Annotated in this window: 22 protein-coding genes; 10 read left to right on the top strand and 12 right to left on the bottom strand. The window is 75.2% G+C overall.

What is annotated here, in order from left to right; all coding sequences use genetic code 11:
* The first annotated feature begins 18 nt into the window (after positions 1 to 18).
* A complete protein-coding gene (locus BUE41_RS15780) occupies positions 19 to 690 on the top strand; it encodes a GntR family transcriptional regulator (RefSeq protein WP_234997283.1) in 672 nt (223 codons plus the stop codon).
* A 217-nt stretch (positions 691 to 907) separates the two neighbouring features.
* Complete coding sequence (locus tag BUE41_RS15775; protein WP_200803929.1) at positions 908 to 1,357, top strand: pyridoxamine 5'-phosphate oxidase family protein; 450 nt, start codon at positions 908 to 910, stop codon at positions 1,355 to 1,357.
* Between the two features lie 245 nt (positions 1,358 to 1,602).
* On the opposite strand, the gene BUE41_RS15770 is transcribed toward BUE41_RS15775, so the two are convergent.
* From BUE41_RS15770 to BUE41_RS30285, 4 genes are all read right to left on the bottom strand, one after another.
* On the bottom strand, positions 1,603 to 2,070 hold the full coding sequence (locus BUE41_RS15770; RefSeq protein ID WP_084755142.1) for an Hsp20/alpha crystallin family protein: 468 nt from the start codon (positions 2,068 to 2,070) through the stop codon (positions 1,603 to 1,605).
* A gap of 57 nt (positions 2,071 to 2,127) precedes the next feature.
* Complete coding sequence (locus BUE41_RS15765) at positions 2,128 to 2,400, bottom strand: SHOCT domain-containing protein (RefSeq protein WP_073457863.1); 273 nt, start codon at positions 2,398 to 2,400, stop codon at positions 2,128 to 2,130.
* Positions 2,401 to 2,518: 118 nt separating this feature from the next.
* Complete coding sequence (locus tag BUE41_RS30290) at positions 2,519 to 2,992, bottom strand: CBS domain-containing protein (protein WP_143172187.1); 474 nt, start codon at positions 2,990 to 2,992, stop codon at positions 2,519 to 2,521.
* The gene (locus BUE41_RS30285) at positions 2,977 to 3,120 is read right to left on the bottom strand and encodes a CBS domain-containing protein (protein WP_143172186.1); all 144 of its coding nucleotides are present in this window, start codon (positions 3,118 to 3,120) and stop codon (positions 2,977 to 2,979) included. Before BUE41_RS30285 ends, BUE41_RS30290 begins: the two co-directional genes overlap by 16 nt.
* A gap of 181 nt (positions 3,121 to 3,301) precedes the next feature.
* Between BUE41_RS30285 and BUE41_RS30280 the strand changes: the two genes are divergently transcribed.
* The 6 genes from BUE41_RS30280 to BUE41_RS15730 all read left to right on the top strand — a co-directional run bounded on the left by BUE41_RS30280 (position 3,302) and on the right by BUE41_RS15730 (position 7,264).
* Entirely contained in the window at positions 3,302 to 3,646 is a 345-nt protein-coding gene (locus tag BUE41_RS30280) for a hypothetical protein (RefSeq protein ID WP_143172185.1), read from the top strand.
* 72 nt (positions 3,647 to 3,718) lie between these two features.
* On the top strand, positions 3,719 to 4,108 hold the full coding sequence (locus BUE41_RS15750) for a proteasome activator (protein ID WP_073457861.1): 390 nt from the start codon (positions 3,719 to 3,721) through the stop codon (positions 4,106 to 4,108).
* 45 nt (positions 4,109 to 4,153) lie between these two features.
* On the top strand, positions 4,154 to 4,555 hold the full coding sequence (locus BUE41_RS15745) for a hypothetical protein (RefSeq protein WP_073457860.1): 402 nt from the start codon (positions 4,154 to 4,156) through the stop codon (positions 4,553 to 4,555).
* A complete protein-coding gene (locus BUE41_RS15740; protein ID WP_073457859.1) occupies positions 4,552 to 6,021 on the top strand; it encodes a CYTH and CHAD domain-containing protein in 1,470 nt (489 codons plus the stop codon). Before BUE41_RS15745 ends, BUE41_RS15740 begins: the two co-directional genes overlap by 4 nt.
* 103 nt (positions 6,022 to 6,124) lie before the next feature.
* Positions 6,125 to 6,871 carry a SpoIIAA family protein gene (locus BUE41_RS15735; protein ID WP_073457858.1) on the top strand — a complete coding sequence of 249 codons (747 nt, stop codon included), beginning with the start codon at positions 6,125 to 6,127 and terminating at the stop codon, positions 6,869 to 6,871.
* Positions 6,872 to 6,886: 15 nt separating this feature from the next.
* A complete protein-coding gene (locus BUE41_RS15730; protein ID WP_073457857.1) occupies positions 6,887 to 7,264 on the top strand; it encodes a hypothetical protein in 378 nt (125 codons plus the stop codon).
* Here the strand turns inward: BUE41_RS15730 and BUE41_RS15725 are convergent.
* From BUE41_RS15725 to BUE41_RS15715, 3 genes are all read right to left on the bottom strand, one after another.
* Complete coding sequence (locus tag BUE41_RS15725; protein ID WP_073457910.1) at positions 7,240 to 8,982, bottom strand: SulP family inorganic anion transporter; 1,743 nt, start codon at positions 8,980 to 8,982, stop codon at positions 7,240 to 7,242. The genes BUE41_RS15730 and BUE41_RS15725 overlap by 25 nt on opposite strands.
* Positions 8,983 to 9,052: 70 nt before the next feature.
* Positions 9,053 to 9,919, bottom strand: coding sequence for a universal stress protein (locus BUE41_RS15720; protein ID WP_084755135.1), 867 nt, complete (start codon positions 9,917 to 9,919; stop codon positions 9,053 to 9,055).
* A 203-nt stretch (positions 9,920 to 10,122) separates the two neighbouring features.
* Positions 10,123 to 10,425: a DUF3040 domain-containing protein gene (locus tag BUE41_RS15715; RefSeq protein ID WP_159444918.1), complete on the bottom strand. Its 303-nt coding sequence runs from the start codon at positions 10,423 to 10,425 to the stop codon at positions 10,123 to 10,125.
* Positions 10,426 to 10,683: 258 nt separating this feature from the next.
* On the opposite strand from BUE41_RS15715, the gene BUE41_RS15710 reads away from it, so the two are divergent.
* The gene (locus BUE41_RS15710; protein WP_073457909.1) at positions 10,684 to 13,170 is read left to right on the top strand and encodes a cation-translocating P-type ATPase; all 2,487 of its coding nucleotides are present in this window, start codon (positions 10,684 to 10,686) and stop codon (positions 13,168 to 13,170) included.
* 5 nt (positions 13,171 to 13,175) lie between these two features.
* Here the strand turns inward: BUE41_RS15710 and BUE41_RS15705 are convergent, their stop codons facing one another.
* The 5 genes from BUE41_RS15705 to BUE41_RS15685 form a co-directional block, all read right to left on the bottom strand.
* Positions 13,176 to 13,667 carry an STAS domain-containing protein gene (locus tag BUE41_RS15705; protein WP_073457854.1) on the bottom strand — a complete coding sequence of 164 codons (492 nt, stop codon included), beginning with the start codon at positions 13,665 to 13,667 and terminating at the stop codon, positions 13,176 to 13,178.
* Positions 13,668 to 13,848: 181 nt separating this feature from the next.
* A complete protein-coding gene (locus BUE41_RS15700; protein ID WP_073457853.1) occupies positions 13,849 to 14,982 on the bottom strand; it encodes an inorganic phosphate transporter in 1,134 nt (377 codons plus the stop codon).
* A 152-nt stretch (positions 14,983 to 15,134) separates the two neighbouring features.
* Complete coding sequence (locus BUE41_RS15695; RefSeq protein ID WP_073457852.1) at positions 15,135 to 16,133, bottom strand: zinc-dependent alcohol dehydrogenase family protein; 999 nt, start codon at positions 16,131 to 16,133, stop codon at positions 15,135 to 15,137.
* Positions 16,134 to 16,188: 55 nt separating this feature from the next.
* Complete coding sequence (locus tag BUE41_RS15690; RefSeq protein ID WP_073457851.1) at positions 16,189 to 16,878, bottom strand: CBS domain-containing protein; 690 nt, start codon at positions 16,876 to 16,878, stop codon at positions 16,189 to 16,191.
* 10 nt (positions 16,879 to 16,888) lie between these two features.
* Positions 16,889 to 17,122 (bottom strand): hypothetical protein, encoded by a 234-nt coding sequence (locus BUE41_RS15685; RefSeq protein WP_073457850.1) that lies wholly within the window; start codon positions 17,120 to 17,122, stop codon positions 16,889 to 16,891.
* 274 nt (positions 17,123 to 17,396) lie between these two features.
* On the opposite strand from BUE41_RS15685, the gene gap reads away from it, so the two are divergent.
* Positions 17,397 to 18,410: a type I glyceraldehyde-3-phosphate dehydrogenase gene (gene gap / locus BUE41_RS15680; RefSeq protein ID WP_073457849.1), complete on the top strand. Its 1,014-nt coding sequence runs from the start codon at positions 17,397 to 17,399 to the stop codon at positions 18,408 to 18,410.
* Positions 18,411 to 18,464: the final 54 nt, after the last annotated feature.

The raw sequence follows: 18,464 nt of genomic DNA, 5'->3' as shown, positions 1-18,464 counted from the left end.
AGCATGACTCGGAGCGGGGTGCCCACACGCGCAGAACGCGTGTACTCGGCGCTGCGGGCCGACATCCTCGCCGGCCGCCTGCGTCCCGGCGACCGCCTGCCGTTCACCGAGCTCTCCGCGCAGTACGGAGCCAGCATGGGCGTCGTGCGCGAGGCCCTGACCCGCCTGGCCGCCGAGGGGCTCGTCGAGGCCCAGCCGCAGTACGGGTTCCGCGTGACCCCCGTGTCTGCCGAGGACCTGCGCGATCTCACCGAGGCCCGCTGCGCGATCGAGACCCTGGTCCTGCGCCAGGCGTTCGCCCACGGCGGCGTCGAGTGGGAGACGAGGGTCGTGGCCACCCACCACCGCCTGCAGCGCACCCCGCAGATGGCGCCCGACGATCCCGAGCGCCTCAGCGACGAGTGGCTGGCCGCGCACCGCGCCTTCCACACCGCGCTGCTCGACGGCTGTCCCAACCGGCGGCTGCGTGCCGTCGCCGCATCCCTGCACGACGCTGCAGAGCTGTACCGAAGCTGGTCGGTGTCGCTCACCCAGGAGCGCCGGGACATCCCCGGGGAGCACCGCGCACTGCTCGACGCCGTCGTCGCCGGAGACGCGGACGCGGGCGTCGCCGCCCTCACGGCGCACATCCAGCGCACCACCGCCACGCTGATCGCCGGGGCCGAGCTGAGCGACGCGGCTCCGGCGTGAACGGGCGCCGAACGGGCCGGTTTCCCGGATCCCCGCGCGGGTGACGCAGAAGCTGTGAGCCCCACCCCGGTTCGTGCCCGCACACCGCTGCCGACCTGCGCAGACACCCCGCAGCCCGAATCGCGCAAGTACCGACCTCCGCCCTCCGGCTAGGGCCACAAGTCCCTGTCCCGGATCGGACCAGGAGCGGATCATGACGGGGGAAGGTGGAGGAACTGTGACGGATCACGTCCACGAGACGGAGCGCATCGACCGCAGCCGTGCGGTCGGCGGGCGCGACCTGATCGAGCTGGACCGCCGAGAGTGCCTGCGGCTACTCGCCACGGGTGTGATCGGCCGGGTCGTGTTCACCCACTCGGCGCTGCCCGACGCTCAGACCGTGGCCTACCGGCTCGACGGCGAGGAGATCATCTTCCGCACGCGCGGCGGCAGCAAGCTCGCGGCCGCGGTCCGGCACGCCGTCGTCGGGTTCCAGGTCGACGAGGTCGACATCGAGAACCGCACCGGCTGGAGCGTGTTCGGCATCGGCGAGGCGTACGAGGTCGTCGACCCCGTCCGGCTGAAGGAACTGGCCGAGCTCGACGGCGACCCCTGGGTACGCGGGCACGACGCGCACACCATCTCGATCCCGCTGCAACTGCTGAGCGGACGGCGGCTGGGCCCCTGAGCGCGTGCTCCCACGCGGGCGGCACCGCGTCGGGACCGAAGCCGTGGTGGTCGAGCGCCCCCCATCGATCACCACGGCTTCGTTCTCGACGTGGCACGGAAGGGGCTCCGCCACGAGGGGAAAGAGCCCGCGGCCTGGGGCCGTCCCAGGCCGCGGGCTCGTGCGCGGAGCCCCCGATCACACCGTGATCAGGTGTGCGATCAGGCGGTGTGTGATCAGGAGGTGTGTGATCAGGAGGTGTGTGATCAGGCGGTGCTCACCGGGATCGTGATCGCCTTCGACGCCTCGGGCTCGGCGGGCACCGGGACCCGGATCTCGAGGATCCCGTCCTTGTAGGTGGCCTTGATGTCGCTCTCCTTCACGCCCGCGGGCAGCGGCAGAGAGCGGCTCATGCTGCCGTAGCGCAGCTCGTGGCGGACGTAGCCCTTGTCCTCGCGGTCGGCCTCCAGCCGGCGCTCGGCCTTGATGTTCAAGATGCCGTCGCTCACGGTGATCTCGACGTCCTCGGCCGGGTCGATCCCCGGAACCTCCGCCTTGATCACCACCGTGTCGCCCTCGCGGAACTCGTCCACGCGGATCAGGTCCTCACCCGGCCAGTCCCAGGCGAACCCGAACGGGCGGCGCATCGGCAGCGAGCGGAACCACTCGTCGAGCAACCGCTCGCCCCACGCGAAGGGGGTCAGCTCGCGGTCCTGCCGCATGATCGTGCTCATCGGTCCTCCTCGGATCGTTCCGTCCTGACCGACCCCGGCTCGGTCCCGGGGTCGGGTTCAGCTGTCGTCCTTCCGCGAGCCCGCCGCCTGCAGGACGGCGAGCCGCTCGCGGTACTCGTCGGCGTCGATGTCGCCGCAGGCGAACCGGCGGGCCAGGATCTCCTCGGGCGCATCCGCAGCACCGGGTTCGACGTCCTGCTCGCGCGTCCCGCCCGCGCCCCGGGCAACGACGATCAGCCCGGCCGCGACCGGCGCGAACAGCAGGACACCGGCGAGCACCATCAGCGCCCAGCCCCAGCCACCCATCGCGGGCCCGTGCCACCACACCATGTGTGCCCACCTCCCCGGTGTCGCCTCTCCAGCGTCGCCTCCTGCGGGGCGATCGCCATCCGACCGACGCCTCGTTCTCGCCCGTCCGAAGGTCCCGGTCCGCGGGCGGGCGGTCGCCCTACGCCGGCACGATCCGGACGTCGACGACGCCCGGCACCCCGGCCGCCACGACGGCCGCGGCGTGCCGCTCCTCGGGCAGGTCGTAGGGATCCCCGAGCACCACCACGCCGCCGGTGACGTGCAGGACGTCCCAGCGGCCCCGCCCGGCGTAGTCGGCGAGCGCCGCGCGGACGTCGGCCGCGATCTGGCCGTCGGTCCGGTCGAGCGCGCGCATGATGTCGCGCCGGCTCACGATCCCGACCAGCCCGGTGTCCGGCTCGACGACGGGCACCGAGCGGAACCCGGTGTCGCGCATGCGCCGCTCCAGCTCGGCGACGTCGGTCCACGGGTCCACCGTCATCACGTCGGTCGACATGACCGCTCCGACCAGCTGCGGCGGGTGCGCGTCGATCTCCGCGTGGACCTCGCGGGAGTGCACGTCGTGGCGCACCCGGTCGCGCAGCACGTCGGCCTCGGTCACGATGCCGACCAACCGCCCGTCCTCGTCGCCACCGGGAGCGCGGTGAAACCACGCTCCGCCAGCCGGGCCAGCGCCGTGTGCACGGGCGTGTCCGGACCGACCGTCTCCACGGCCGTCGTCATCACGTCTCGCACGATCATGGTGGGCTCCTTCCCTACCACCACGCTCCGCCCGAACCGGGTTCCGCAGCAGGGGCGCAGGGCCCGGATCCCGTCCGCCGCTCGGTCCGCCGCGGCCGGGACGGCGGGCCGGGACCAACGGCAGCGCGCCCTGCCCGTCCGGCCCTGCGTGCCGCGCCGCGGGTGCAGCAGGGTGGCTCCCGTGCGCGCCGGGATGGTCGTCGTCGCGGGCCTCGCGGTGGTCTGGCTCGCGCTCGTCGCCGCGGACCTGCTGCTGCGGCTGGCCCGCGGCCGCGCGGCACGCGCGTTCGACCTCGCGGAGCTCAGCCTGCTCCTCGCGCTCGTGGCGGTGTTCCTCGCCGATCCACCCGCGGCCGCGGTGGTCACCGGCGGCGCCGTCGTCGGCGCCAGCCTGCTCACGCAGCTCGGGCTCGATGCCGCCGCGGGCTCGGGCGGGCGCAGCGACCTCCCGCGCCTGGCCGTCGAGGTCGTGAAGATCGCGGCACTCGCGGCGACGGGGGTGGCGGCTCTCGGCCGGATCCCGTGACCGCCCCTCGACCCGCAGACTGCTGACCTCCGACCCTGCCCGCTGGGCGGGCGACGCCCCTACGGTCGAGGTATGAGGCCAGCTCGTCGCGGTGACCCGTTCGCCGGTGCCGATCCCGTCAAGCTGCTGCGCCTGGGGCGGATGATCAAGCATCTGCTGGAGGAGCTGCACGCGATGCCCCTGGACGGCGCCGCCCGCGACCGTCTCGTGCGCACCCATTCCCGCGCGGTCGCCGAGATCGAGGCCGAGCTACCGGAGGACCTGCGGACCGAGCTGGACGTGATCTCCCCGCACCTGTCGGTCGGCACTGCCGTCACGGACGCCGAGCTGCGCATCGCGCACGCGCAGCTGGTCGGCTGGTTGGAGGGCCTGTTCCAGGGCGTGCAGTTCGCAGCCATGACCGGCGCCGGACGGCGCAGGCAGGACCAGCAGCACGGGACCAGCGGACCCGGCCGGGGCTGACGTCCGGCCCTGCCGCGCGCCGCCGCGAGCGGGTGTGATCGGCGAGTGGACGCACCCCAGCGCCGGCACCGCCGCCGGCTCACGATCCTCGTCGAGGAGACCGACGAGCCGCACCGCGGCGAGATCGGACTCGCCGCCGAGGTGATCCTCGACCTGGCCCGCGAGGCCGGCCTGTCGAGCGGCGCCGCGTTCCCGGCCGCAGCCGGGTTCGGGTTCGGGCGCGCCGGCACCGGCCGGCCGACGGCCGTCGTGGTGCTGGGCGACGTCGAGGGCGTCGAGGACTTCGCCCGGGCGATGGCGCTGGCGCTGCCGAGCGGGTTGATCACGCTCGACGACGTGGAGGAGGTCGTGCCCGTGGCGCCGCCCGATCCCGTCGGCGATGCCCCGGCCCGGCCCCCGCTGCGCCTGGTCCGCGCTGATCCGGCGCCCGGGAGGAGTCCGTCATGACCACCCAGCGCGACGTCGAGCGGACCTACCGCGGCGCCGGCGCGGCCGCGCCGGACTGGGCCGCGGCCGACCTGCGCGCGGTCGTCGACCCGCACGACGAGTCGCTGCACGCGGTGTACTTCGACACCGCCGAGCGCGACCTGCTGCGGTACGGCATCACCCTGTGCCACGAGCGCGGCGCCGGCCGCGCGGCGTGGGCGTTGAAGATCCCGGACGGCCCGGACGCGCGCCACCGCGTCGAGGTGCCCGGCGATCGCGACGCCGTGTGGCTGGAGTGGCCGCCGCCCGAGCTCACCGCGCTGGTCCGCGCTGTCGTGCGGGGCCGCCCGGTGGACGTCGCAGCGACCGTGCACACCCGCAGGCGGCGCACCGTGCTCTGCGACGCGACCGGCCGGGAGCTGGCCGAGGTGGCCGACGACCTGGTGGAGGCCGCCCCGGCCCGCATCGGTGACGACGCCGCACCCGAGCGGCGCCGCTGGCGGGAGATCGACGTCGAGCTGGACCCGGCGGTCCCGCCGGCGACGCTGGACGTCCTGGAGCGGGCGTTCCTCGACGCGGGGCTGCGCCGCGGCAGCCCGTCGAAGCTGCCGCCCGCGCTGGGTGCCCCGCAGCCGCAGCCGGACCGGGAACCCGCGACCGCGGGCGAGGTGCTCGTCGCCGAGATCTACCGGCGCACCCGGGAGCTGGTGCTGCTCGATCCGCTGGTGCGGCTGGAACGGCCGGACTCGGTGCACCGGATGCGGGTGTGCTGCCGGCGGATCCGCAGTGTGCTGCGCGTGTTCGGGCGGGTGCTCGACCGCGAGCGCACCCGCGGGCTCGACGCCGACCTGCAGTGGCTCGGCGAGGTGCTGGGCGTGGCGCGGGACCTGGAGGTGCTGCACGCCCGCATCGCCGCCGCGGAGCCGGAGCTCACCGCCGTTCTCGACGCCCACTTCGCGCCGCGGCGGACCGCGGCGGCCGAGGAGGTCCTTGCGGCGCTGGACGGCGCGCGCTACGTGGAGCTGCTCGCCGCGCTGGACGATCTCGCCGCCAACCCGCCGTTCACGAAGCGCGCGTGGCGGCCGGCCGAGGAGGTGCTGCGCAAGGAACTGGAGCGAGCCGCCCGGCGGATCGCTGCGACGCTGCACGGCGCCCGCACGACCGCGGAGGCAACCGACCGGGACCTCGCCCTGCACCATGCCCGGAAGGCGGCCAAGCGGCTGCGCTACGCCGCCGAGGCCGCCGCGCCCGTCGCCGGCCGCCGCGCGGACCGGTTCGCCCGCGCCGCGCACGCCCTCCAGGACCTGCTGGGCGAGCGGCAGGACGCCGTGACCGCCCGCCCGATCCTGCGCGAGATCGCCGCCTCCGTCAGTGGATCCGACGGCTTCCGGCTCGGCGTGCTGCACGAGCGGGAGGGCGACGTGCTCCGGCGCACCGAAGCCGAGCTGGCGGCGGTCGGTGGGGCCCTGCACCGGGCCTTGCGCTGACCGGACCGCCGTCCGGGCCGCTGCCGCAGGCCCTTCGGCCGTGCCGCCGGCCGGCACGCCACGAGGACGCTGGTCCGAGCCCTCTTCCGACAGGAGCCGAACGATGATCGAGACGATCCCCGACCTGCCCGCCGGCATCGACGGCCTGCGCGCGAGCGGGAAGCTGACTCGCGAGGACTACCAGGCCGTGGTCGAGCCGCTCGTCGCCCGGGCGGCCACCACCGGGCAGCGGCTGCGGTGCCTGGTGGAGATCCCCGACTTCGGCGGTATCACGTCCGAGGCGGCGTTCGAAGACCTCGCGCTCGGTCGCCGAGTCCTGCACGCGTTCGACGGCTGCGCCGTCGTCACCGACCTGCCGTGGCTGGCCGGGATGACCCGGTTCGCCGCGTTCTTCACCCCGTACCCGGTGCGGGTGTTCCCGTTCGAGGAACGCGCCGCGGCGATCACCTGGTTGCAGGAGCTGCCGGGTGCGTCCCACCTGCGGATCCGGGTGGCCGACGACACGGTGGTCGTGGAGGCCGACGGCCCGCTGCGCGTCGAGGACGTGGCCGAGCTGGCCGCGGTCGTCGACCGGCACCTCGCCGAGCACCCGACGCTGCACGCGGTCGTGCTGCACGCGGCTGCCGTGCCCGGGTGGGAGAACTTCGCGGCGCTGCGTGCCCACCTGCAGTTCGTCGCCCGCCACCACCGGCGGATCGACCGGATCGCCGTGGCCGTCGACGGAACCGTCGCCGCCGCGGCCGCCGGGCTCGCCGGGCTGATCACCCATCCGCGGACCCGCCACTTCGCCCACGACGAGCTCGACGCCGCCATCGCGTGGGCTGCGGCCGGTCGCGCCCGCGCGGCCTGATCCGAGAGGACCGTCATGACCACCACCACCCCACCGCTGGCCGAGGTGATCGAGCGCATCGACCGCATCCGGGACGAAGCGCTCACCGTCCCGCCGGGCGGGGACGATCCCGGCCGCTGGCGGGCCCTGCGCGACCGCGCGCTCGCTGAGCTGACCGCCGGCCTGCCCGACGTCGACTGCGCCGTGTGCATCGCCGGTGCGCCGCCGATCCCCGTGGCGCACGCCCCGGACCTCGCCGCCGAGGCCCGCAGCCGGCTGCTCACCTGGCTCGCCCGCACCGCGGAGCAGCTCCGGCTCGGCCGGGCCGTCGCGGAGTCCATGCACCACGAGACCGGGCACCACAAGACCGGGCACCGCGACTCCGGGCATCACACCGATCGCGTTCCCGGCTGATCCTCCTCGGCCTCCCGGTAGGCGGCCACGGCGGTGGGCAGGGTCGGGAACACCCGCCGCTCGTCGATCACCTCGGTGACCCCGGCTCGCTGCAGATCCCGCCACAGCTCGGTCTTGGCCCGCGCGACGGCGACGACGATCCCGCGCGCGGTGAGACGGCGGATCAGGTCGCGCAGCACGTCCGCGGCGGTCAGGTCGATCTCGGTGACGGCCTCGGCGTTGAGCAGCAGCCAGCGCGGCGGCGGGTCCACCGCCACGGCGTCCTCGACGCGGCGCCGGAAGTCCTCGGCGTTGGCGAAGCACAGCGGCGCGTCGTAGCGGTAGACGACCAGGCCGGGAACGGTGGTCGCGCCCGGGTGGTCGTCGATGTCGTGCATCCCGGCGAGCCCCGGGACGAACCCGAGGATGCCGTCGTGCGGCCGCGAGACCCGCCGCACCAGGTCCAGCACCGACAGCAGCACCGCCACCAGCACGCCGTACAGCACCCCGAAGAGCACCACGGTGACCGTCGCCAGCAGCGCGATCGCCAGCTCGGCCCGGCGGAACCGGGCGAAGCGGCGGAACTCCCGCACCCGCACCAGCCGGCACGCGGCGTAGACGACCAGCGCACCGAGCGCCGCCTGCGGCAGCGCGGCGAGCAGTGACCCGGCGACCAGCAGCACCACGACCACCGCCGCGGCGGAGACCACCGACGACAGCTGGCTGCGGCCGCCCGCGGACTCCCCGATCACCGTGCGGCTGCCGCTGCTGCTCACCGGGAACCCGTGCAGCAGCCCGGCAGCGACGTTGGCGGCCCCGATCGCCACCAGCTCCCGGTCGGCGTCGATCTGGTCGCGGCCGCGGTCGCCGAACGCGCGGGCGGTCAGCACGTCGTCGCAGAACGTCACGAACGCGACCCCGGCCGCAGGCACCACCAGCGCGGTGAGATCGGCGACGTCGATCGCCGGGATCGCCGGCACGGGCAGCCCCTGCGGCACCCCGCCGACGGTGCCGATGCCGAAGCGCTCGAGCGCGAACAGCGCGGCCACCGCGGCCGCGAAGGACACCGCGATCAGCGGCATCGGCAGCTTCGGCAGCGCCGCACCGCCGACCACCAGGAGGGCGAGTACACCGGCCGCCATCAGCAGCGTCGGCACGTGCACCGCGTCCAGCTGCTGCACGAAGGACACCGCTTCGGTCACCGGCGTCTCCCCCGTCACCGGGACGCCACTGACCGGCCCGAGCTGTCCGGCGATCATGATGAGCGCGATCCCGGCGAGGTAGCCGACGAGCACCGGGCGGGAGAGCATCTCCGCGACGAACCCGAGCCGCGCCAGGCGCGCGAGCAGGCAGATCACGCCCACCAGGCAGGCGAGCGCGGCCGCGAGCACCGCGTAGCGGGCCGGGTCACCGGCGGCGAGCGGGCCGACCGCGACCGCCGTCATGACCGCGGTCGTCGACTCGGGTCCGGCGGAGAGCCACCGGGAGCTGCCCAGCAGGGCGTAGAGGACCAGCGCGCCGATCGCTGCCCACAGCCCGGTGACCGCGGGCAGCCCGGCCACCGCCGAGTACGCCAGCACCTGCGGGACCAGGTAGGCCGCGACCGTCACCCCGGCGACGGCATCGCGCCGCACGGCCCGGCCGTCGCGGCGACGCAGCGCATCCAGCCCGGGCCGCAGCCCCGCCCCCACGACGCGCCCGGTGCACCGCGCGACGATCCGGCGGAACCCAGGGGTCATCGCCGGATGCGGGGTGGCGACGAACGGCACTCTCGTCCACTCGGGGTGGACGAGAGTGCCGTTCGTCGCGTCAGGCCTGGGGGCACCGCGCGGGTCCGGAGTGCGTCCCCACCGGGACCGCGGCCGGCACCGCGGCGTGCAGCACGACCACCGGGCAGGGCGCGGACTCGACGAGCGAGCGGGTGGTCTCGCTCAGCGGCGTGCGCTCGGGCGCGGACCAGCCGCGGTTGCCGAGCACGAGCATCCGCGCGCCCTCGGCGCGGCGGTAGAGGACGCGCAGCGGGGTGTCCTGCTCGACGACCTGGTCGATCGGCAGCAGCGGGTGAGCCCGGCGGACGTCGGCGAGGCTGGTGGCCAGCAGCCGCCACGCCGCGGCGCAGCCGTCGTCCGCATCCCCGGACCAGGCGTGCACGGCGACCAGGCTGGTGCCGAGGTCCGCGGCGAGCCCGGCCCCGAACCCCAGCGCGGCGGCACCAGCGGCGGACCCGTCGACCCCGACCACGACCGGGCCACCCCGCGGCGGCGCGACGCGCGGGGCGGTGCCGCGCACCACCGCGACCGGGCACTGCACCCGCCCGACCACCGCGATCGACACGGGCCCGCTGAGCCCGCCCGACCAGCCCGTGTCACCGTAGGATCCGAGCACGACCATCCGCGCGTCCCTGGCCCGCGCGGAGACGATCTCCACGACGTTGCCCTGCACGACCTCGTGGACGCGGTCGGGCACGCCGGTGTGGACGGCGAGCGCGTCGAGCTGCTGCAGCCAGCGCGGCGGCGGCAGCGGCGGGTCGGTGGAGCGGCCGGGCACGACGTGGAGCAGGTGCAGCGGGACCGACCAGTCCGCGGCGACCTCCGCGGCCCAGACGGCGGCGTCGCGCGCCGAGTCGGACGGGTCGACGGCCACGAGGACCGGTCGCGGATCGGGAGTGGGCTGCATGATGACGCCTCCGGTGGTGCGTGCGCTGCGGTCCAGCGCACCACGCGCACCCGGTGGCGCCCAGGGGACTCGGTCGGTGCGGGCGGGGACGAACGGCCCGTGGTTGCGGTGAGCGCGAGGGTGATCGGCGCGGAGTTGTGATCGGCGCGGAGTTGTGATCGGCGCGGAGTTGTGATCGGCGCGGAGTTGCGGTGGACGCGGTGTCAGGTGCGGGCCAGGCCCGATCCGTCGGTGGACCCGTTCTTTGACCGGCGCGGGAACTGGTGGTGGCGCGCGGCCAGGATGACGACCATCAGGATCCCGGCGAGCAGCGCCGCGCCCGCCGTGCCCTGCTTGATCACCAGCAGGCACAGCAGCGCCGTCAGGCCGGACAGCACGGCCGCCGCGTCGTAGAGGAGCGGCAGCAGGCTCTTGGGGCCCCGGCGCAGCTTCCGCACCAGCCAGGGGCTGGACCGCACGAGCTCCTGCTCGATCTCGTCGAGGACCTTGCGATCGTGCTCGCTCAACATCTCCGGCTCCCTTCGACCCATTCTCCACCATGCCGCGACGTCGTGCGGCCCGGCCACCCACGAGGTGCCCGGCCGCCGCGGGACCTCGGACCAGGGGCGCCGGTCGAAGGGCCCTGACGGATCCGGTGGCCGCGGCAGAAGACTGGGTGGCGCGACATGCGCGATCGAGGAGGTTTCGATGGACGGCGGGACGCGCCGGGCTGACGACGTCGACGGCCGGCCGGACCGGTGAGCGTCGAGACCACGGGCCACACCGTGACGCGGGCACCGTGGGCCCGGTCGGCGGCCGAGGTCGCGGACGAGCTGGGCGTCGATCCGCAGGTGGGCCTGTCCGCCGACGAGGTGCTCCGCCGCCGCGCCGCCGCGGGCCCCAACGACCTGCCGGCGGAGCGGACGCGGTCGCTCGCCGGCTCGATCGGCGCCCAGCTGCGCGACACCTTCGTGCTCGTCCTGCTCGCCGCCGCCGTGCTCACCGCCGCGACCGGCGATCTGTCCGACTGCGCGGTGATCCTGCTGGTCGTGCTGGTCAACACCGTGGTCGGGGTCGCGCAGGAGCGACGGGCCATCGGTGCGATCGCCGCGCTGCGCGCGGCCTCCGCGCCGGCCGTCCGGGTGCTGCGCGACGGCCACCAGCAGCGCGTCCCGACCACTGACCTGGTGCCGGGTGACGTGCTCGTGCTCGCCGAGGGCGACGTCGTCGGGGCGGACGCGCGGCTGATCGAAGCGTTCGCGCTGCAGGTGGACGAAGCGATCCTGACCGGCGAGTCGCAGCCGTCCGACCGGGACACCGCCCCCACCGGCTCCCCGGACGAGGAGGTGGCGGTCGGCGACCGGACGTCGATGGTGCACGCCGGCACCCTCGTCACCCACGGCTCCGGGACAGCGGTCGTGGTCGCCACCGGCACCCGGACCTGCATGGGTGGGATCGCGTCCCTGCTGCACGACCAGGGTGCTCCCCCGACACCGCTGCAGCGACGGCTCGCGGTGCTGGGCCGCAGGCTCGCCGCCGCGGTCGTCGCCGCCTGCGCGCTGGTCGTGGCGATCGGGCTGGTGCAGGGCAGCGACTGGCGGCTCATGACCGTGGCCGGGGTGAGCCTCGCGGTCGCGGCGATCCCGGAGGCGCTGCCCGCCGTGGTGGCGCTGGCGCTGGCCGGCGCGGCCCGGCGGATGGCCGCGCGGGGTGCGATCGTGCGGTCGCTGCCCGCCGCGGAGGCGCTCGGGTCGGTCACCGTGCTCGCGGTCGACAAGACCGGCACCCTCACGACCGGCCGGATCGCCTGCACCGCGGTGTGGACGCCGGACGGCGGCGAGTGGGAGTTCCCGGACTCCGGGCCGGCGCAGGCCCCGGAGGGGGTGCGCGCGGTGCTGCGCGCCGTCGCGCTGTGCTCGGACGCCGCCCCGGGCACGACCGGAACCGAGGGCGCGATCCTCACCGCCGCCGAACGTGCGGGCATCGACGTGGAGCAGGTGCGGCGCGACTGGCCGCGCACCGACGTCGTCCCGTTCGACGCCGTCCGCCGCAGCATGACGACCCGCCACCGCGGCCCGGACGGACAGCCGTACGAGGTCGTGAAGGGCGCGCCGGAGGTGCTGGCGCAGATCGATCCCGCCCGCGCTGGCGCGGACGTGGTGGCCGCCTGGGCCGAGGGGGGCAGGCGGGTCCTCGCCGTCGCGGCGGGCCAGCCCGGGGCGCTGCAGCTGCTCGGCCTCGTCGGGCTGACCGATCCGGCCCGCCCGGACGCGCCCGCGACGATCGCCGCGATCCGCGACGCCGGCATCCGCCCGATCATGATCACCGGGGACCATCCCGGCACCGCTGCTGCCGTGGCCCGCGAGGTGGGCATCGAGGCGCGGCTCGCGCCCGACACCGAGCGCGGGCTGCGCACCGTCTACGCCCGCACCGATCCCGGCGGCAAGCTCGACATCGTGCGGGCCTGGCAGGGCGCGGGCGAGGTCGTCGCGATGACCGGGGACGGCGTCAACGACGCACCCGCGCTGCGCGCCGCCGACATCGGGGTGGCGATGGGCCGGCGCGGCACCGAGGTCGCGAAGTCCGCCGCCGACGTCGTGCTGACCGACGACAGCCTGCTGACGATGGTCGCGGCCGTCGAGGAGGGCAGGCGGGTCTTCGACAACATCCGCCGGTTCGTCCGCTACGCGGTCGCGGGCGGGCTCGCGGAGCTGCTGCTGATGCTGGTGGGCCCGCTGCTCGGGTTCGCGCTGCCGCTGCTGCCCGGCCAGATCCTCTGGGTCAACCTGGTGACGCACGGGCTGCCGGGCGTGGCGATCGGGTCGGAGGGGGCCGAGCCGGACGTGCTGCGCCGCCCGCCGCGCGACCCGGCCACCGGTGTGCTGGACGGTCGGCTCGTGCGCCAGATCGCGGTGCTCGGCGGGATCGTCGCGGTGTGCTGCCTCGCGCTCGCCGTGTGGGCCCGCGCCGCCGGGCTGCCCTGGCAGACGATGGTGTTCGTGACCCTCGCGGTCTCCCAGCTGGGCATCGCCCTGGCCACCCGCTCGGACGTCCGCCCGGCCTGGCGGGTGCCGGTGTCGGCGAACCGGCCGCTGTACGCCGCGGTCGCGGTGAGCCTGGCTGGGCTGGCCGCCGCCGTCTGGCTGCCGGGCCTCGCGGACCTGCTCGGGACGGAGCCGCTCGGCGTGCGTGAGCTGATGATCTCGCTGGGGGTCGCGGCGGTGCCCGCCGTCGCCGCGCTGGGCGTGCTGGCGGTGCGGCGAGCGCGCTGACGGGGTCAGCGCGCGGCGGCGAACCTCCCGACGTCGTCTCCCGCGGAGATGCCGCCGGCCACGTCCCCGGTGATGTCTGCGGTGATGCCTCTGGAGATCTCCCTGGAGATGTCCCCGGCGAGGACCGCTGCCGACCCGGTCCGCTCGGCCGACCGCTCCTCCGCGGTCGCCAGCTCGTCCAGCAGCGCGGCGACCGGCTGCGGCAGGGTCGGGCGGTATCCGCCGATCCCGGTCACGGACAGCACGACGCCCGCGCGGGCCGCGCTCGCCCGGGCGTGCCGCAGCAGCCGCACGCCCGCCGGTTCGAAGGTGCGGACGTTGCCCAGGTCGATCCGCAGCAACGACACGTCGCCCCGCCGGGCGGCCCGGCCGAGCAGGTCGTCGAGCAGTCGGAGCAGCCGCAGCCCCGATTCCGCCGTGAGGTCGCCCCCGACCCGTACCCCTGCCACGCCCGCCACCGTCGGATCGACGGCGATCTGCAACGGACGCGCGGTCATCCGCTCCTCCTGTCCCCTGCCGAGGAAGTCGTCGAGTTGTGATCTCGAGACTGCCCGGCGATCGACCCGCCCGACAGGGACCTTCGTCCCGTGCTGGGCCCTGACCAGCGACCCATGTCGATCAGCGGAGTCGATCAGCGGAGTCGATCAGCAGGGTCGGTCAGCGGGAGGGGCGGCGGGATCAGGCGGCGATGCGGTCGGTCGGCTCGTCCGGTGGGGACGGCAGGGTCCGGACCTGCTGCGGAGCGACCGTCTCCGCGGTGACCGGGCGGCGCCGGGAGGCGGCGATGATCCCGGCGACGACGAGCGCCCCGGCAGCGGCCACGACCCACGGCCCGGTGACCGATGCGCACCACGCCGCGGTGGCCCCGACCAGCGCGGCCGCGGGCAGCGTCACGAACCAGGCGACGACCATGTGGCCGGCGATGCGCCACTGCACGTCGGCCGACTTCCGACCAGCGGCGGCGCCGACGATCGATCCGCTGCACACCTGCGTGGTCGACAGCGGCAGCCCGAACCAGGACGAGGTGAGGATGACCGTGGCGCTGGTGGTGTCGGCCGCGAACCCCTGCGGCGGCTCGACGGTGGACACCCGGCGGCCGAGGGTGTGGATGATCCGCCACCCGCCGGAGTACGTACCGGCGGCGATGGCGAGGCCCGCCGCGAGGATCACCCAGAACGGCGGCGGCGAGCCGGGGGCGAGCACGCCGGCGGTGATCAGGGCGAGGGTGACCACGCCCATCGTCTTCTGCGCGTCGTTGGTGCCGTGGGCGAGCGAGAGCAGCGCCGCGGCGAGGACTTGACCGGCGCGGTAGCGGCGGGCGTTGCGCCTGCCGGACGCGCGGTAGACGGCGGCCGTGCCGGCGAAGGCCAGCCCGCCCGCGATCAGGGGCGAGATCGCGGCCGGGAGCAGTACCTTCCCCACGAGGCCGCCGAGGTGGACGGCGCCGGCGCCGGCGGCCGTCCACGCGGCCCCGATCAGGCCGCCGAACAGCGCGTGCGACGAGCTCGACGGCATGCCGACCAGCCAGGTCACGAGGTTCCACACGATCGCCCCGACGAGCCCGGCGAAGACCACCTCGGGGGTGATGGCGGCGTCGTCGACGAGGCCGCCGGAGATCGTCGCGGCCACCTCCACCGACAGGAAGGCGCCCGCCAGGTTCAGCACTGCCGAGTTCGTCACGGCTGTGCGGGGCCGAAGCGCGCCGGTGGCGATCGAGGCGGCCATCGCGTTGGCCGTGTCGTGGAAGCCGTTGGTGAAGTCGAACGCGAGCGCCGTGCCGATCACCAGCACGACGATCAAGGACACGTCCATGCGACAGCGCTGCTCCTCCGCCGACGTACGGTACCGAGCGCCCGGTCGGCGACGGTGCAGCTCTGAGGCTCCAGCATGCTCCCCGGCCGAGCGGCGCCGCCAGGGTTGTCCGGCCCCGTGTAGCGGATCTCTCCCCACCAGCCGGGCGGGGCCTACGGCACGAGCACAGCGGCGCCGGTGACCCGGTCGCCCGCCAGATCGGACAGCACCGCGTCGGCCTCGGCCAGCGGCCGCGGGGTGGTGTGCGGCCGGATCTCCAGCGCGGCCGCGAGCCGGAGGAACTCCTCGCCGTCGGCGCGCGTGTTCGCCGTGACGCTGCGGATCTCCTTCTCCAGGAACAGTTCCTCGGCGTAGTTCAGCCGCGGCACATCGCTCAGGTGGATCCCGGCGACGGACAGGACCCCGCCGCGGTCGAGCGCGCGCATCGCGACCGGCACCAGCTCGCCGGCGGGGGCGAACAGCACCGCCGCGTCGAGCGGCTCGGGCGGCTGGGCGTCGGCCGGTCCGGCGGAGGCCGCGCCCAGCTCGAGCGCCAACTCCTGCGCTTCGGCCGAGCGGGTCAGCACGTGCACGGTGGCGCCCTGCGCGGTGGCGACCTGGGCGACGATGTGCGCCGATGCTCCGTACCCGTAGATTCCCAGCCGGCCGCCCGGCGGGAGCCCGGCCCGCTTCAGCGCCCGGTACCCGACGATGCCGGCGCACAGCAGCGGCGCGGCGGTGACGTCGTCGAGCGCGTCCGGGAGCCGGTAGGCGAACGCCTCGGGGACGACCGCGTACTCGGCGTAGCCGCCGTCGGCGTCCCAACCGGTGAAGACGGCGTCCGGGCAGAGGTTCTCCTTGCCGGCACGGCACCACCGGCAGCGCCCGCACGTGCCGCGCAGCCACGCGATGCCGACCCGGTCGCCGCGCGCGAACCGGCCGGTGCCCGAGCCGAGCTCCACGACCTCGCCCACCACCTCGTGCCCCGGCACGGTGCCCGGGCGGCGCGGGGCGAGATCGCCTTCGGCGAGGTGCAGGTCGGTGCGGCAGACCCCGCAGGCCCGCACCTGCACCAGCACCTCTCCCGGTCCTGGTCGCGGTCGTGGCCGCTCCACCGCCCGCAGCGGAGCACTCGCGATCGGCCCCGGCGTCTCGACGATCCATGCCCGCATGCGTCCAGTGTCGGCGCTGCGGCGGCCGCCGCCCAGAGCCGGTCGGCCCTGCGCGTCAGGCGAAGGGCACGACGGGGAGGTCCGTTCCGCGGTCGTCGACCTGGTAGTGGAGCCGGTCGACGATCGCGACGACGCCGTCCATGCCGGAGACGAGGTGCCGGGCGATCTCGACGTCCGAGCGGGTCGGCAGCTCCCCGAGCAGCGTGACCACCCCGTCATCGACCTCGGCGCGGACCCGTTCGGGATCCGCGGACAGGGCCCGGCCGAACACGTCGCGCTCGATCTCGGCGCGGATCTCCTCGTCGTCGCGGAGGAAGACGCCGAGCACGTCGGAACGGCTGAGCACACCCACGACGGTGCCCTCTGCATCGGTGACGGGCATCCAGCGCAGCTCACCGGCCCGCATGCGGCGGGCGGCCGCGGCGACCCGGGTCCACGGGTGCACGGTCTCGACGTGGGTGCTCATCAGCTGTTCGGCGGTCGCCGCGCCCGCCTTCGCGCCGGAGTGGCGGCGGTGGACGTGCCGGGGCCGCCACCACGGGCGCTCCTCACCGGCGGGCCGGGCGGCGGTGGCCATCAGGTCGGCCTCGGAGACGACGCCCAGCAGCGCCCCGTGCTCGGACAGCACGGGCACCGCGCGGACCCCTGTTCCGTTCATGACGCGCACGACCTGCGCGAACGAGTCGTCCGGGCGCACCGAGACGACGTCGGTGGTCATGACGTCGGAGACGAGGACGTGGTGCACGGCGGCCTCCTCACCCGTCCGCCACGAACGTGCCGCGCACGACCGGGTTCGCGGCCGAGCCGAGCAGCACCCCGTCGATCGCGACCCGGTGGCGGCCGGACACGATCGGCTCGTGGTCGTCGTCGACCAGCACGGCGAGGGCGAGGATCCGCACCTTCGCGGGCCGGCGGACCTTCTGCACCACGATCTCCGCCGCCGGGCGGACGGCCAGCACACCGTCGGTCTGCACTCGTGCGGTGTCCATGTGAGCTCCTCTCGTCCGGCGGCCCGGGCGGACCGCCGCGTCCGACGCTGCCGGATGCGGCCGCGGTGCACGAGGGACCGAAGACCCGGGGTCGGCGGCCGGTCGGTGCGGGATCGAGCGGGGTCGACCGGCCCGCGCCGGGCATCCGGCGCACCCGATGAGGGACGTCCGGCCCGGCAGCGGGGCCTCATCGGCCGTGGTTCGGGTCGCCGGGTGCGGCGGAGCATCGCGGGTGAGGCCGGGGCGCGCGATCCCCGGGGAAGGAACGGAAGCGATGCGGGTACGTGTGGGGCTCAACGGGATGGGCCGGATCGGCCGCGACGTGCTGCGGATCGCGACCGACCGGCCCGAGCGGTCGTTCGACGTCGTCGCGGTCAACGACGTGATGGAGCCCGCGACGGTGGCGCACCTGCTGCGCCACGACTCCACCTACGGGCAGTGGGCGAGGCGAGTGGAGCTGGCCGGTGACTTCCTCGCGATCGACGACCACCCGATCCGCGTCCTGCGCGAGCCCGACCCGGCCGCGCTGCCGTGGCGGGAGCTGGGCGTGGACGTCGTCGTCGAGGCGACCGGCCGGTTCCGCACCCGCGAGTCCGCCGCGGCGCACCTCGCCGCGGGCGCGCGGAAGGTCGTCCTCACCGCGCCGGGCGCGGACGTCGACGTGACCGTCGTGATGGGGATCAACGAGACCGACTACGACGCGCTGCGCCACGACGTCGTCTCCAACGCGTCGTGCACCACGAACTGCGCGGCCCCCATGGCGCAGGTCCTCGACAACGCGTTCGGCATCGAGGAGGGGCTGCTCACGACCGTGCACAGCTACACGGCCGACCAGAACCTCCTCGACGGCCCGCACCACGATCTGCGCCGCGCCCGGTCGGCCGCGGTCAACGTCATCCCGACGACCACGGGGGCAGCCCGGGCCGTGGGGCTCGTCCTGCCGGAGCTGGCGGGCCGCCTCGACGGTGTGGCGGTGCGGGTGCCGGTCGTCGACGCCTCGCTGGTGGACCTCACCGTGCGGCTGCGGGAACCGGCCACGGCCGCGCAGGTCAACAGCGCGTTCCGGGCCGCGGCCGAGCGCAGCCTCAAGGGGATCCTGCGGTGCACCGACGAGCCGGTCGTGTCGCACGACGTGCTCGGTGAGACGGCGTCGTGCCTGGTCGACACGGGGCTCACCCGGGTGGTGGGGCGGAGCGTGAAGGTGTTCGGGTGGTACGACAACGAGTGGGGGTACGCGAACCGGACCGTGGACCTCACGGACCTGGTGGTCCGCTTGCTGCCGGGGTGAGAGGAGCGGCTCAACCGGAGCTTCGTGACCCGTTCGACCGGGGTGGAAGAAGGT

Source organism: Pseudonocardia thermophila (genome assembly GCF_900142365.1).
In the GTDB taxonomy this organism is placed as follows: Bacteria; Actinomycetota; Actinomycetes; order Mycobacteriales; family Pseudonocardiaceae; genus Pseudonocardia; species Pseudonocardia thermophila.
Note: the sequence above shows the minus strand (reverse complement) of the source record. Positions and strands in the feature narration are given on the sequence as shown.

Coding starts and splice junctions, on each gene's coding strand:
- BUE41_RS15685 (WP_073457850.1), bottom strand. CDS start 17,122: ATGGACACCGCACGAGTGCAGACCGACGGTGTGCTGGCCGTCCGCCCG.
- gap (WP_073457849.1), top strand. CDS start 17,397: ATGCGGGTACGTGTGGGGCTCAACGGGATGGGCCGGATCGGCCGCGAC.
- BUE41_RS15750 (WP_073457861.1), top strand. CDS start 3,719: ATGAGGCCAGCTCGTCGCGGTGACCCGTTCGCCGGTGCCGATCCCGTC.
- BUE41_RS15695 (WP_073457852.1), bottom strand. CDS start 16,133: ATGCGGGCATGGATCGTCGAGACGCCGGGGCCGATCGCGAGTGCTCCG.
- BUE41_RS15740 (WP_073457859.1), top strand. CDS start 4,552: ATGACCACCCAGCGCGACGTCGAGCGGACCTACCGCGGCGCCGGCGCG.
- BUE41_RS15720 (WP_084755135.1), bottom strand. CDS start 9,919: ATGCAGCCCACTCCCGATCCGCGACCGGTCCTCGTGGCCGTCGACCCG.
- BUE41_RS15765 (WP_073457863.1), bottom strand. CDS start 2,400: ATGGTGTGGTGGCACGGGCCCGCGATGGGTGGCTGGGGCTGGGCGCTG.
- BUE41_RS15700 (WP_073457853.1), bottom strand. CDS start 14,982: ATGGACGTGTCCTTGATCGTCGTGCTGGTGATCGGCACGGCGCTCGCG.
- BUE41_RS15770 (WP_084755142.1), bottom strand. CDS start 2,070: ATGAGCACGATCATGCGGCAGGACCGCGAGCTGACCCCCTTCGCGTGG.
- BUE41_RS30285 (WP_143172186.1), bottom strand. CDS start 3,120: ATGATCGTGCGAGACGTGATGACGACGGCCGTGGAGACGGTCGGTCCG.
- BUE41_RS15735 (WP_073457858.1), top strand. CDS start 6,125: ATGATCGAGACGATCCCCGACCTGCCCGCCGGCATCGACGGCCTGCGC.
- BUE41_RS15705 (WP_073457854.1), bottom strand. CDS start 13,667: ATGACCGCGCGTCCGTTGCAGATCGCCGTCGATCCGACGGTGGCGGGC.
- BUE41_RS15725 (WP_073457910.1), bottom strand. CDS start 8,982: ATGACCCCTGGGTTCCGCCGGATCGTCGCGCGGTGCACCGGGCGCGTC.
- BUE41_RS15730 (WP_073457857.1), top strand. CDS start 6,887: ATGACCACCACCACCCCACCGCTGGCCGAGGTGATCGAGCGCATCGAC.